A 14,043-nucleotide genomic window follows, 5' to 3' on the forward strand; every position below is an offset into this window, starting at 1 on the left:
TCCTGCCCGTCCGGATCCAGGACGGGCGCGCCGGCAGCGGGCGCGCGGGCTCACTCCAGTCCCGGCACCGGCACCCCGAAGGCCGCCGCCAGCAGCACCATGTTGAGCGCGAGCACCACCGCGGCCCCCGCCACCGCGGCCGCCTGGGTCAGCGGCCCGTTTGCGAAGGGACCCATCACGCTGCGCCGCCGGGTGAACACCACCAGGGCCACCATCGGCACCGGCAGGGCGAGCGACAGTACCACCTGGGACAGGACCAGCGCCTGCGTCGGGTCGACGCCGATCGCCACCACCACGAAGGCCGGCAGCATCGTCACCAGCCGGCGGACGAGGAGCGGGATGCGCCAGCCGGTGAAGCCCTGCATCACCAATTGCCCGGCAAGCGTGCCCACCACCGAGGAGGAGATCCCGGAGGCGAGCAGCGACACCAGGAAGGCCGCCCCCGCGGCGGGACCCAGCAGCGGCGTCAGGGTGCGGTAGGCCTCGCCGATCTCCGCCACCTCGCTGTGGCCGAGATGGAAGGCCGCCGCCGCCATGATCACCATCGCCATGTTGACGAGCCCCGCCAGCAGCAGCGCCACCACCACCTCGCGGTTCGAGTAGCGCACCAGCAGGCGCCGGTCGGCCTCGGTGCGGGGATTGCCCCGGCTCTGCGTGAGGCCCGAGTGCAGGAACAGCGCGTGCGGCATCACGGTGGCGCCGATGATCCCCACCGCGATGGTGAGCGCCTGCGCGTCCGGAATTTTTGGGGTGACGAGGCCCTTGGCGGCCTCGCCCCAGGCCACGGGCGCCACCAGCAGCTCGACCGCGTAGCAGAGGCCGATCGTGCCGACCATCGCGCCGATGGCGATCTCCAGCGGCCGGAAGCCCTCATGCTCCAGGAGCAGGATCGCGTAGGTGACGATCGCGGTGATCCCCATGCCGGCCATCAGCGGCATGCCGGTGAGCAGCGACAGGCCGATGGCGCCGCCGAGGAACTCCGCGAGGTCGGTGGCCATGGCGGCGACCTCGCTGATGCCCCAGAGGGCGAGGCGCACCGGCCGCGTCGTCGCGTCCCGGCAATGCTCCGCGAGGTTCTTTCCCGTCACGATCCCGAGCTTGGCCGAGAGCGCCTGGAACAGCATCGCCGTGAGGTTGGCGAGCAGCACCACCCAGAGCAGGCCGTAGCCGTAGCGGGCGCCGGCCTGGATGTTGGTGGCGAAGTTGCCGGGGTCCATGTAGGCGATCGACGCCGTGACGGCCGGACCTGCGAACAGCAGGAACCGGCCGCGGCCGCCCTTCCGCCCGTCGAGGACGTCGCGGATGGCGCCCTCGGTCCGCCGGCTCATCGCTCCGGGCGCGGCGCCGCCCGGGGCCGTCGCGGCGTTCGGCGCCACCATGATCACCCCCACCTCAAAGATATAGCGTAGGCTATATTCGCGGCTGAGCCCGTCGGATGCAAGAGGTGCGTGCCGCTCTCACGGGACTCCCCTGCCGGCCCCGGTGTTTGCTAGACAGGGCGGGGGCGGCGCATGCGAGCCGAGAGGGGGAAGCCGATGCAGGACGCATCCGAGCCGGGCTCGCCGGAGACCGTGCTGGTCGATCCGGAGCGGCACGTGGAGAGCTTCCGCCAGGCGCGCGAGGCGAGGCGCTCGGAGCTGGTCGAGGATTACGTCGAATTGATCGACGACCTGATCGGCGACGGCGGCGAGGCGCGGCAGGTGGACATCGCGGCCCGCCTCGGCGTGGCGCAGCCGACCGTCGCCAAGATGCTCAAGCGCCTGTGCGAGGACGGTTTCGTCCAGCAGCGGCCCTATCGCGGCGTTTTCCTGACCGAGGCCGGCCGGCGGCTGGCCGTCCAGGCCCGGGAGCGCCACCGGATCGTGGAGCGCTTCCTCTGCGCGCTGGGGGTGAGCCCCGAGACCGCCCGGCGGGACGCGGAGGGGATCGAGCACCACGTCAGCGCCGAGACGCTCGAGGCGTTCCGGGCCTTCGCGGAGCGGCACGGGCGGACGTGACCGGCCGCCCCGCCCTCACACCGTCGGCGCCGCCACCTTCTGGCGCAGGCCCAGGATCACCGCCCGGAGCATCTCGGCCCCGGCCTCGCCGGCATCCGGCAGGGTGCCGGTGCGGGAGGCGTAGATCCGCTCGTGCACGAAGGCGAGCTTGGCGATCACCGCGGGCGTCAGCTTGAACGGGTAGAGCGCCGGCTGGCCCATGCTGTGGGACAGCGAGTTGATCGCGTAGGTCAGCGGCAGCCACGCGGCGATCAACCGGTCGAGATCCAGGGTGTTGTAGGGATCGAAGTCGATCACGGTCGGCGCCTGCGGCACCGCATGCGCCCTCTGACGCAGGCGCGGGCGCACGTGCAGCTCGAAGGTCGAGGCGGTCTCGACCGTGTCGACGATGTGCAGGTAATGCGCGAAGGTCTCGGCGAAATCCTCCCAGGGATGGGCGGTGGCGTAGGCCGAGACGTAGGCCTCGTCCCAGTCGGCCGGCGCGCCCCTGGCGTAGTGGTCCTGCAGGGCCTGGACGTAGTTCAGCCGCTCGTCGCCGAACAGCGCCCGGAAGGATTCCCAGGAGGGGCTGTTCAGCACCAGCAGATACCAGAAGTAATGTCCGATCTCATGCCGGAAATGGCCGAGCAGCGTGCGGTAATGCTCGCCGAACAGGATCCGGCGGCGCTCCCGCTCGACATCGTCGGCCTCGGCGATGTTCATGGTGATCAGGCCGTTGATGTGGCCCGTCAGCACCGGCGGCCCGCCGGAAAAGCTCTCGGACGGATCGACCAGGAAGTCGAAGGCCAGGCCGTCGGTGTACTGGGCGCGGGTTGCCAGCGGCAGTTCCAGGCGCAGCAGCGAGTAGAACAGCCGGTGCTTGGCCGCCTCGATCTGCCGCCAGCGGGTCAGGTTCCAGCCCTGCGACAGGTCCGGCACCACGCGGTTGTGGCGGCAGGCGGTGCAGTAGATGTCGGGGCTGTCCTCCGGCACCAGCCAGTTGCAGGCCTCCGACAGGGCGTTGTTGCAGCGCCGGTAGCGCCGGCCGGGATCCGCGTAGGCGTGGAAGACCTGGGCGCCGCCCATGAGCGGATGGGCCGAGAAACCCTGCGGCTCCAGGGCCGAGACCTCGTGGACCGCGCAGGTATAGCCCAGTGGCCGCGCGCAGCTCTCGCAGGCGGTCGCCTCGAAGGTGACCGGCTGGTCGCAGGCCTGGCACTGGAAGATCTTCATCGTGCGGTCCCGGACCGGCCGGCGGTCCACCAGCCGGTCAAGCGGGGCCGGCCGGCAAAGTTCCTGCCAAAAGCTGCGGGGAGCCGCCGTCACCGCACGAAAATTGCTTGTGCCCCGATCTGTGTCGCATAACCGCGCGGTGGGGGCCGACGCTCGACCTGCCGCGATGTCCGGTACCGGCTACGAGGCCGTATTCATCCTTCAAACGGAGCCATCGTGTCGATCAAAGCCGCCCTGCACCACGTCACGCATTACCGCTACGACCGGCCGATCAGCCTCGGTCCCCAGGTGATCCGCCTGCGCCCGGCCCCGCACGCGCGCACCAAGGTCCCGGCCTACGCGCTGACGGTGACGCCCGCCAACCACTTCCTGAACTGGCAGCAGGACCCGAGCGGCAACTGGCTCGCCCGCCTCGTCTTCCCGGAGAAGACCGACGAGCTGAAGATCGAGGTCGACCTCACCGCCGACATGGCGGTGATCAACCCGTTCGACTTCTTCGTGGAGGACTACGCCCAGACCCATCCCTTCCCGTACCACGCCGACCTCGCGGAGGAACTGGCGCCCTACCGCGCCGCCGTGGATGCCGAGTGCCCCGAGATGGAGGCGCTGCTGGCCCGCCTTCCGGAAGAGCCCAACACCGTCCAGTTCCTGGTGGCGCTGAACGGCCTGATCGCCCGGGAGACCGCTTACGGCGTCCGGATGGAGCCCGGCGTCCAGACCCCCGCCGAGACCCTGCGGCTCAGGAGCGGGTCGTGCCGGGATTCCGCGTGGCTCCTCGTGCAGGTGCTGCGCCGGATCGGCTTCGCCGCCCGGTTCGTCTCCGGCTACCTGATCCAGCTCGTCCCCGACACCACCGCGGTGGACGGCCCCACGGGCGCGTCGGCCGACTTCACCGACCTGCACGCCTGGGCCGAGGTCTACCTGCCGGGCGCCGGCTGGGTCGGACTGGACGCGACCTCGGGCCTGCTCACCGGCGAGGGCCACATCCCGCTCGCCGCGACGCCGCACCACCACTCGGCCGCGCCGATCTCGGGGGCGATGGAGCCCGCCGAGACGACCTTCGACTTCGGGATGAGCATCACCCGCGTCGCCGAGACGCCGCGGATCACCAAGCCGTTCTCGGACGCGGTCTGGTCGGCCATGGACGCGCTGGGCGAGCGGGTCGACGCCGACCTCGCCGCGCAGGACGTGCGGCTCACCATGGGCGGCGAGCCGACCTTCGTGTCGGTGGACGATTTCGAATCGCCCGAGTGGAACATCGCGGCCGTCGGACCCACGAAGCGGGGGCTCGCCGACCAGCTCATCCGGCGCCTGCGCGACCGGTTCGGCCCCGGGGGCCTGCTCCATTACGGCCAGGGCAAGTGGTATCCCGGCGAGAGCCTGCCCCGCTGGGCCTTCGCCCTGTACTGGCGCAAGGACGGCAGGCCGATCTGGCGCAACCCGGACCTGATCGCCCCGGAGGCGGCGCCCGGGGCGGAGGGGACCGCCACCATCGCGCAGGCCAAGGCGCTCGCCGACGGGCTGGCCCGCCGCCTCGGCCTGGCGGACTACGTCATGCCGGCCTTCGAGGACGGCGAGCTCTGGGAGAAGAAGGTCGCGGCGCTCTCGGTCAACGTCACGCCCGCAGAGGCCCGGTCCGGCTCGGCCGAGTTCGATGCGCGGATCCAGCGGGTCTACGCGCGGGGCCTCGGCGAGGCGGCGGGCTACGTCCTGCCGCTCGCCAGCCTGCCGACCGGCCAGGACGGCGATGCCGACCGCGTCTGGATCTCGGAGACGTGGGAATTCCGGCGCGGCGCCGCCTTCCTGGTGCCCGGCGACTCCCCCGTGGGCTTCCGCCTGCCCCTGTCGTCCCTGCCCTACGTGCCGCCGGAGCACTATCCCTACTACCAGCCGCAGGACCCGCTGGAACCCCGCGCGGCGCTGCCCGACGGCCATCCCGGCGCGACGACGGCCAACGGCTCCGGGATCACCGGCGTCGCGGTGCGCACGGCCCTGTCGATCGAGCCCCGGGACGGGGTGGTGCGGGTGTTCATGCCGCCGGTGCAGCGCGTCGACGAGTACCTCGAGCTCGCCGCCCACCTGGAGGCGACGGCCGCGGAGCTGAACCTGCCGATCCAGATCGAGGGCTACGAGCCGCCTTACGACCCGCGGATCGGCGTCATCAAGGTCACCCCCGATCCCGGCGTGATCGAGGTGAACGTCCACCCGGCCGCCTCCTGGCGGGAGGCGGTTTCCATCACCACCGACCTCTACGGCGAGGCGCGCCAGACCCGGCTCGGCGCCGAGAAGTTCATGACCGACGGGCGCCACACCGGCACCGGCGGCGGCAACCACGTGGTCATGGGCGGCGTCACGCCCGACGATTCCCCGTTCCTGCGCCGGCCCGACCTGCTGAAGAGCCTCGTGCTCTACTGGCAGCGCCACCCGGCGCTCTCGTACCTGTTCTCGGGCCTCTATATCGGCCCGACCAGCCAGGCCCCGCGCATGGACGAGGCCCGCCACGACGGGCTCTACGAGCTGGAGATCGCCCTCGCCCAGATCCCCGCCCCCGACGCGCCCAACATCCCGCGCTGGCTGGTCGACCGGGTGTTCCGCAACATCCTCGTGGACGTCACCGGCAACACCCACCGGGCCGAGATCTGCATCGACAAGCTCTACTCGCCGGACGGGCCGACCGGGCGCCTCGGCCTCCTGGAATTCCGCGCCTTCGAGATGCCGCCGGACGCCCGGATGAGCCTCGCCCAGCAACTGCTGCTCCGCGCCCTCGTGGCCTGGCTGTGGCGCGAGCCGCAGGTCGGTGGCTGTGTCCGCTGGGGCACGAACCTCCACGATCGGTTCATGCTGCCGCATTTCCTCTGGTCCGACTTCCTCGGGGTGCTGGAGGATCTCCGGGCGGCGGGGTACGATTTCGATCCGGTCGCCTTCGAGGCGCAGGCCCTGTTCCGCTTCCCGGTCTTCGGCACGGTCGAGCAGGGCGGGGTCCGGATGGAATTGCGCCAGGCGCTGGAGCCCTGGCACGTGATGGGCGAGGAAGGGACCAGCGGGGGTACCGTGCGCTTCGTCGACAGCTCGGTCGAGCGGCTGCAGGTCAAGGTCGAGGGCTTCGTGCCGGAGCGGCACGTCATCGCCTGCAACGGCCGCCGCCTGCCCATGACCTCCACCGGCCGCGGCGGCGAGGCCGTGGCGGGCCTGCGCTTCAAGGCGTGGCAGCCGGCCTCCTCGCTGCACCCGACCATTCCCGCCCACGCGCCGCTCACCTTCGACATCCTCGACGCCTGGAGCGGGCGCTCGCTGGGCGGCTGCCGCTACCACGTGGCCCATCCGGGCGGGCGCAACTACGAGACCCATCCGGTCAACGCCTACGAGGCGGAGGGGCGGCGCCTCGCCCGGTTCCAGCCGCACGGCCACACCCCGGGCCGGGTGGAGATGCCCCGGGCGGAATCGAGCGCGGAGTTCCCGCTCACCCTCGACCTGCGGACACCGGCCCCGCAATGACCGGGAGACGGTGATGGAGGCGGCGCTCGCGGCGAGCCCCGCCCGGGCCGAGCCGGCGGAGGATCCGCGGGCGCGCGTCGCCCGCTGGGCCGCGGGGTACCGCCCCGCCCCCGGCCGGCCGGACGAGTTCCTGGGCCCGGACGGACAGCCCCGCGGAGCCTGGCCGCGCCTGCTCGACGCACTCGGCAGCCTCACCGAGCCGGAGATCATGGCCCGGTTCGTCGCGGCGGAGCGGCACATCCGGGACGCGGGCATCTCGTTCCGCATCGCCGGCGACCAGCGCGAGCATCCCTGGCCTCTGGGCTGCCTGCCCCTGGTCATCGAGGGGTCTGAGTGGGAGGCGCTCAGTGCCGGGATCGTCCAGCGCGCGGAGCTGATGGAGGCGATCCTCGCCGACGTCTACGGCCCGGGCCGGCTGGTCGCCGACGGGCTCCTGCCCGCCGCGATCGTGGCCGGCACGCCCGAATTCCTGCACCCGCTCCACGGCGTCACGCCCCCCGGCGGCCACTACCTGAAGCTCTACGCCGCCGATCTCGGCCGTGGCCCGGACGGCCGCTGGCAGGTGCTGGCCGACCGGACCCAGGCGCCTTCGGGCCTCGGCTGGGCGCTGGAGAACCGGATGGTCCTGGCCCGGACGTTTCCGGACTTCGTCCAGGATCTCCACGTCGAGCGCCTGCCGGCCTTCTTCCAGGCGTTCCGCGACGGCCTGGCCCTGGGCGCCGAGCGGTCGGACCCGCGGATCTGCCTGCTGACCTCGGGGCCCTACAGCAGCACCTATGTCGAGCAGGCGGCGCTCGCCCGCTATCTCGGGCTGATGCTGGTGGAGGGCGACGACCTCGTCATGCAGGACGGACGCCTGCAGGTGCGCACCGTCTCGGGCCTGAAGCGCGCCGACGCCCTATGGCGGCGGATCGACGCCGACTTCTTCGACCCCCTGGAGCTGAACCCGGCCTCGCGGCTCGGCGTGCCGGGCATCCTGGAGGCCCTGCGCAACGGCTCCCTGGTGATGGCCAACATGCCGGGATCGGGACTCGTCGAATCGGCCGCGCTCGCGCCCTACCTCGACGGCATCGCCCGCCGGGTGCTCGGCGAACCCCTGCGGCTCGGCCATCCGCGGGCGTGGTGGTGCGGCGATCTCGAAGGTCTCGCGCACGCCCAGGCGAACCTCGACAGCCTGACCCTGCGCCCGGCCGCCACGCCCCAGCGCGGGGCCGGGCGCGACGCGATCCTGGCGGGTCCGGTCCTGGCGGCCGAGCGGGAGCGGGTCGTGGCGGCCCTGCGCGACCGGCCCTTCGACTACGTCGCCCAGGAGGCCGCGCCGCTCTCGACCATGCCGGGGTGGGGGCGCGGCGCGGACGGCCTTTCCCTGGTGCCCCGCCCCTTCGTGGTCCGCGTCTTCGCCACCCGGACGCCGCTCGGCTGGCAGGTGATGCCCGGCGGCTTCTGCCGGGTCGCGGAGCGCGAGGATGTCGACCCGATCGAGCTGCGGCTCGGCATCCGTTCGGCGGATGTCTGGGTCCTGTCGGAGAAGCCGGTCGCCGCGCCCCTGATCGGCGCGCAGGCGGCCCCGCGGGTGCGGCGGGTCGGCGGCCACCTCCCCGCCCGGGCCGCCGACGGCCTGTTCTGGCTCGGGCGCTACCTAGAGCGCAGCGAGGCGGTGATCCGGCTGGTGCTCGCCCATCTGCGCAGCGTCGGCGACGCGGTCGGGACCGACATCTCGGGCGCCCTCGACACCCCGGCGGCCCTGGCACTCCGGGCCCTCCTGCACGATTGGGGTGCCACCGGCGCGGCCGACCTGCCCACCGCCCGCCTCGCCCAGGAGGCGCTCGCCGGGCGCGAGCGGCCGGGCTCGGCCCGGTCCCACATCGGCGCGGCCCGCCGCAACGCCGCCGCGCTCCGCGCCCGCCTGTCCGGCGAGGCTTGGCGAGTGCTGGCCGACCTGAACGAGTTCCTGTCCCTCAACGCCGAGCGGGCCTTCACCGAGTCGCAGCTCGCGGGCCGCGCCGAGCGGGCCCTGAGCCACCTCGCGGCGCTCGCCGGCCTCACCCACGAGAACATGAGCCGCGCCGAGGGCTGGCACTTCATCGAACTCGGCCGGCGGATCGAGCGGGCGATCAACACCTGCGCCTTCGCGCTGGCCTTCGCCAACGACGAGGCGACGCCGGGCTGCCTCGGGGTGATGCTGTCGCTCAGCGACTCGCAGATCAGCTACGGGCGCCGCTACCTGCAGGGGGCGGCCCTCGACCCGGTCCGCGACATGGTCCTTCTCGATCCCTACAACCCGCGCTCGATCGCCTTCCAGGCGGAGGCGATCACCCGGCACCTCGCCGACCTGCCGGCGCTGGCCGCGGACGGCATTCCCGAGCCCCATCGCCGCCTCGCCATCCGCATCCTGTCGGAGCTGCGCAGCGGCGAGGCCGCCGATTTCGACGCCGTACGCCTCACCGCCCTCGGAACCGACCTGGAGCGCCTCGCCGACGGCATCGCGGCCCGCTACTTCCCCACGGGGCCGAACGCGCTGCGTCCCGAGAAGCTGACGGGGCTCGCGTGATCTACACGCTGCGCCACCGCACCACCTACCGCTACGGCAAGCCCGTGCACTTCGCCCGCTGCACCCTGCGGCTCAAGCCGCAGGACGGCGAGGGGCAGAGCGTGCTGGCGAGCGCCGTCACGATCGATCCGAGCCCCACCCGGGCGGTGATGCGGCGCGACTATTTCGGGATCGACGCGGTGGCGCTCACCCTCGAGGTGCCCCACACGACCTTCAGCGTCGAGGCGCTCTCCACCGTGCGGGTCGAGCGTCCGGCCCCACCGCCGCCGGAATCCGGGATCCCCTGGGAGCAGGTCCGCGCGGGCGTGGTGGCCGGGCGTGATCTCGGCGGCCGGGCGCCGGTCCATTTCCTGTTCCCGAGCGGCCGCGTCCCGCTGCTGCCCGCGGTCACCGACTACGCGCGCGCCAGCTTCGCGCCCGGCCGCAGCGCCTACGGGGCGGCCCATGACCTGATGTTGCGGATCCGCCAGGATTTCCGCTTCGATGCCAAGGCCACCACCGTCTACACGCCGCTCGCCGAATCCTTCGCGCTGCGGGCCGGGGTCTGCCAGGACTTCGCCCACGTGATGATCGCGGCCCTGCGCGGCATGGGCCTGCCGGCGGCCTATGTCAGCGGCTACCTGCGCACCGTGCCGCCGCCGGGCCGGCCGCGCCTGCGGGGCGCGGATGCGAGCCACGCCTGGGTGGCGGTCTGGTGCGGCGACGGCTGGCTCGGCCTCGACCCGACCAACGGCGTCGCGGTGCGGGACGACCACATCGTGGTGGCCCGCGGCCGCGACTACGGCGACGTGGCGCCGGTCGACGGCATCGTCAGCGGCTCGGGCAAGCAGCGCCTCAAGGTCGAGGTCGACGTCATTCCCGACACCGAGACGCAGGATCTCGCGCTGGTCGGGTGACGGCCACCGGAGACGGGCGCGGGGGGCAGCGCCCGCCTGCCCTCAAGTCCCCTGCCCTCAAGTCCCCTGCCCTCACGCCGCCTTCTTCCCCCGCTCGGCGATCTTCACGAGGCTGCGCAGCACCTCGGTGGCGGTCTTGAGCCGCGCCGGGACGGTGTTGAGCTCGCGCACGAACACGACGCTCATGTCGGGCCGCACCTTCGCGAACGACGCCTGCTCGGCGACGAAGGCCACGAGCCCCTGCGGGTTGGCGTAGGAGCGGTCGCGGAAATGGACCACCACGCCCTTCGGGCCGGCCTCGACCTTCTCGACGTTGGCCTTGAGGCACAGGATCTTGATCGTGCCGATCTTGAGGAGCTGCTCCACCTCCGGCGGCAGCGGCCCGAACCGGTCGATCATCTCGGCGCCGAAACTCTCCATCTCGGCATCGTCCTGGAGGGTGGCCAGCCGCCGGTAGAGCGCGAGCCGCACCCCCAGATCCTCGACGTAATCCTCCGGGATCGTGACCGGGGCACCCAGCGCGATGGTCGGCGACCACGCCTCCTCGGGCACGTCCTCGATGCCGGCCTTGAGCGCGGTCACCGCGTCCTCCAGCATCTGCTGATAGAGCTCGTAGCCGACCTCCTTGATGTGGCCCGACTGGGCGTCGCCGAGAAGGTTGCCGGCGCCGCGGATGTCGAGGTCGTGGGAGGCGAGCTGGAAGCCCGCGCCCAGCGTGTCGAGGCTCTGGAGCACCTTGAGGCGCTGCTCGGCCTGGGCGGTGAGCTGGCGGTTCGCCGGCGTCGTGAACAGCGCGTAGGCGCGGGCCTTCGAGCGGCCGACGCGGCCGCGCAGCTGGTAGAGCTGGGCCAGACCGAACATGTCGGCCCGGTGCACGATCAGCGTGTTGGCGGTGGGGATGTCGAGGCCCGATTCCACGATCGTGGTCGAGAGCAGCACGTCGAACTTGCCCTCATAGAAGGCGGTCATCACGTCCTCGAGCTGCCCCGCCGCCATCTGGCCGTGGGCCACCGCGACCTTGATCTCGGGCATCTCGGCGTCGAGGAACTTCTTGACCTCGGCGAGATCCTCGATCCTGGGCACCACGTAGAAGGCCTGACCGCCGCGGTAGCGCTCGCGCAGCAGCGCCTCCCGGATGGTCAGCGGGTCGAACGGCGTCACGAAGGTGCGCACCACCAGCCGGTCGACCGGGGGCGTGGCGATGATCGACAGTTCCCGCACGCCCGTCATGGCGAGCTGGAGCGTGCGCGGGATCGGGGTCGCCGAGAGGGTCAGCACGTGCACGTCCGCCTGGAGCGCCTTCAGCCGCTCCTTGTGGGCCACGCCGAAATGCTGCTCCTCGTCCACGATGATCAGGCCGAGATCCTTGAACGCAATGTTCTTGGCGAGCAGCGCGTGGGTGCCGACCACGATGTCGACGGTGCCGGCGATGAGTCCCGGCCCGGGTCTGCTTCATCTCCCCGGCGGAGACGAAGCGGGAGAGCTGCGCCACCTCGACCGGCAGGCCCTTGAAGCGCTCGGCGAAGGTCCTGTAGTGCTGGCGGGCCAGCAGCGTGGTGGGCACGATCACCGCCACCTGCTTGCCGGCGATCGCCGCCGCGAAGGCCGCGCGGAGCGCCACCTCGGTCTTGCCGAAGCCGACATCGCCGCAGACCAGCCGGTCCATCGGCCGGCCGGCGTTGAGGTCGTCCAGCACCGCGTCGATGGCGTTGGCCTGATCCTCGGTCTCCTCGAAGGGGAAGCGGGCGGCGAATTCCTCGTACAGGCCCTCCGGCGCCTTGAGCGACGGGGCCTTCTTGACGAAGCGCTGGGCCGCGACCTTGATCAGCTCGCCCGCCATCTCGAGGATGCGGCGCTTCATCTTGGCCTTGCGGGCCTGCCACGCGCCGCCGCCGAGCCGGTCGAGGGCGACCTCGGAATCCTCCGAGCCGTAGCGGGTCAGGAGCTCGATGTTCTCCACCGGCAGGAGCAGCAGGCCGCCGGTATAGGCGAGTTCCAGGCAATCGTGCGGGGCGCCGGCCGCGTGGATCGTCTTCAATCCGGAAAAACGGCCGATGCCGTGGTCGGCATGGACCACGATGTCGCCGGGCTGGAGCGCCTGCACCTCCAGGATTACGTCCTGGGGCCGCTTGGCCTTGCGCTTCTGGCGGACCAGCCGGTCGCCCAGGATGTCGCCCTCGGAGACGACGGCCAGCTCGCCCGCGGTGAAGCCCGCCTCCAGGCCCCAGACCGCCACCGCCGCGTCGGTGCCGCGCTTCAGCGCGTAGACGTCGGTCAGCCGGGTGATCGCCACGGGCTTCTTGAGGCCGTGGTCGGTGAGCACGCCGCAGAGCCGGTCGCGCGACCCGTCGGACCAGGCTCCCAGGATCACGTGATGACCGGATCCCTGGAGGTCGCGGATATGCGCCACCGCGGCGTCGAACACGCTGGCGTTCTCGTCGGCCCGCTCGGGGGCGAAGTTCCGTCCGGATTTCGCGCCGCAATCGATGACCGCACGCTCGGGAGATTCCGGCTGCGCGAAGGGCGTCAGCCGCGCCACGGTGGCGGTGGCGATCCGCTCCTTGAGCTCGTTCGGCGTCAGGTAGAGGGCGCGCGGCGGCAGGGGCTTGTAGGGGGCGACGCCGGCCTGCGGCGTCTTCATCGCGCCCTCGCGGGCTTGATAGTAGTCCTGGACCAGGGCGATCCGCTCGGCGGCGGCGTCCTCCACCTGCGGGTCGAAGACCAGCGGCACGCCGCCGAGATAGTCGAACAGCGTGTCGAGGTGGTCGTAGAACAGCGGCATCCAGTGCTCGAGGCCGGCGTAGCGCCGCCCCTCGCTCACCGTCTCGTAGAGCCGGTCGTCCCGGGTCGCCGCGCCGAAGCTCTGGATGTAGTTCTGTCGGAAGCGCCGGATCGTCTCGGTGGTGAGCTGGACCTCGCTCATCGGCATCAGGTCCAGCGAGCGGAGCTGGCCGGTGGTGCGCTGCGTCTCCGGGTCGAAGGCGCGGATCGATTCCAGCGTGTCGCCGAAGAAGTCGAGGCGGATCGGCGCGGCCAAGCCCGGCGGCGACAGGTCGAGGATGCCGCCGCGGACCGCGTACTCGCCGGTGTCGCGCACGGTGCCGGTGCGCAGGAAGCCGTTGGCCTCGACCCACGCCACCACGTCGTCCATCGCCACGACGTTGCCGATCGCCGCCGAGAACGCCTCCCGGGCGATGTGGGTGCGGGGCGGGACCCGCTGCACCAGGGCGTTGACGGTGGTGCAGAGGATGCGCGGCCGGTCCTCGGCCGAGCGGGTGCGGGCGAGGCGGGCCAGCGCCGTCATCCGGGCGGCGGCGACCGCGGTCGTCGGCGAGACCCGGTCGTAGGGCTGGCAGTCCCAGGCCGGCAGGCTCATCACGTCCATCTCGGGCGCCACGAAGCCCAGAGCCGCCTGGAACGCGGCGGAGCGCCCGGAATCGCGGGCCACGTGGACCAGCACGGCGGGCGCATCGACGGTGGGCGCCAGGGCGCGGGCGAGGTCGGCGAGGGCCAGGGCGTCGAAGCCCTCCGGGGCGTTCGCCAGGACCGGGCTGTCGCCGCGCTTCAGGGCGTCGATCGCCCGGGCGAGGGCCGAGGATTTCGGCAGCGCGAAGCGCGCGACCTGAGGCTTGGGGGCTGGGGCGGACGCGGGGGGCTTGGGTTGCGGCTTGGCCATCGGGTCTTTCGCGGGGAATCCCGCCGGGCGCATCAGGGGCAGATGTCGGGTGGCGTTAGCCCATCGGGCCAGCGCGATAAAGCGTTCCCGCGGTCACGGCTGAACGCACCCTATATGGCGGCTCCGCCGCGGCATGGAACGGCTGTTCGGCCGCGCTTCGGGGACACGCATGGCCCGGCCCGGAGCGCCTTGCGGATCGCCTCTTCCAGGCGGAAG

General features: G+C 72.2%; 6 protein-coding genes and 1 pseudogene. 4 read left to right on the top strand and 3 right to left on the bottom strand.

Annotated features, from left to right (window positions below):
* Window positions 1-50 precede the first annotated feature (50 nt).
* Window positions 51-1,379, bottom strand: a complete 1,329-nt coding sequence (locus MMSR116_RS00975) for an Nramp family divalent metal transporter (protein WP_010686829.1) — start codon at window positions 1,377-1,379, stop codon at window positions 51-53.
* A 156-nt stretch (window positions 1,380-1,535) separates the two neighbouring features.
* Between MMSR116_RS00975 and mntR the strand changes: the two genes are divergently transcribed.
* Window positions 1,536-1,997: a manganese-binding transcriptional regulator MntR gene (gene mntR, locus MMSR116_RS00980; RefSeq protein WP_010686828.1), complete on the top strand. Its 462-nt coding sequence runs from the start codon at window positions 1,536-1,538 to the stop codon at window positions 1,995-1,997.
* A 15-nt stretch (window positions 1,998-2,012) separates the two neighbouring features.
* On the opposite strand, the gene MMSR116_RS00985 is transcribed toward mntR, so the two are convergent.
* Window positions 2,013-3,209 carry a zinc-binding metallopeptidase family protein gene (locus MMSR116_RS00985; RefSeq protein WP_010686827.1) on the bottom strand — a complete coding sequence of 399 codons (1,197 nt, stop codon included), beginning with the start codon at window positions 3,207-3,209 and terminating at the stop codon, window positions 2,013-2,015.
* A 216-nt stretch (window positions 3,210-3,425) separates the two neighbouring features.
* Here MMSR116_RS00985 and MMSR116_RS00990 point away from each other — a divergent pair, with 216 nt between their 5' ends.
* Genes MMSR116_RS00990 through MMSR116_RS01000 form a run of 3 tightly spaced genes read left to right on the top strand, consistent with a single transcriptional unit; the run spans window position 3,426 to window position 10,151 of the window.
* Window positions 3,426-6,704: a DUF2126 domain-containing protein gene (locus MMSR116_RS00990; protein WP_010686826.1), complete on the top strand. Its 3,279-nt coding sequence runs from the start codon at window positions 3,426-3,428 to the stop codon at window positions 6,702-6,704.
* A gap of 13 nt (window positions 6,705-6,717) precedes the next feature.
* A complete protein-coding gene (locus MMSR116_RS00995) occupies window positions 6,718-9,255 on the top strand; it encodes a circularly permuted type 2 ATP-grasp protein (RefSeq protein WP_010686825.1) in 2,538 nt (845 codons plus the stop codon).
* Window positions 9,252-10,151, top strand: coding sequence for a transglutaminase family protein (locus MMSR116_RS01000; RefSeq protein WP_010686824.1), 900 nt, complete (start codon window positions 9,252-9,254; stop codon window positions 10,149-10,151). The genes MMSR116_RS00995 and MMSR116_RS01000 overlap by 4 nt, the downstream gene beginning before the upstream one ends.
* Window positions 10,152-10,223: 72 nt before the next feature.
* Here the strand turns inward: MMSR116_RS01000 and mfd are convergent.
* Window positions 10,224-13,827: pseudogene (mfd, locus tag MMSR116_RS01005) on the bottom strand (transcription-repair coupling factor).
* Window positions 13,828-14,043: the final 216 nt, after the last annotated feature.

Source organism: Methylobacterium mesophilicum SR1.6/6, from assembly GCF_000364445.2.
GTDB lineage: Bacteria > Pseudomonadota > Alphaproteobacteria > Rhizobiales > Beijerinckiaceae > Methylobacterium > Methylobacterium mesophilicum_A.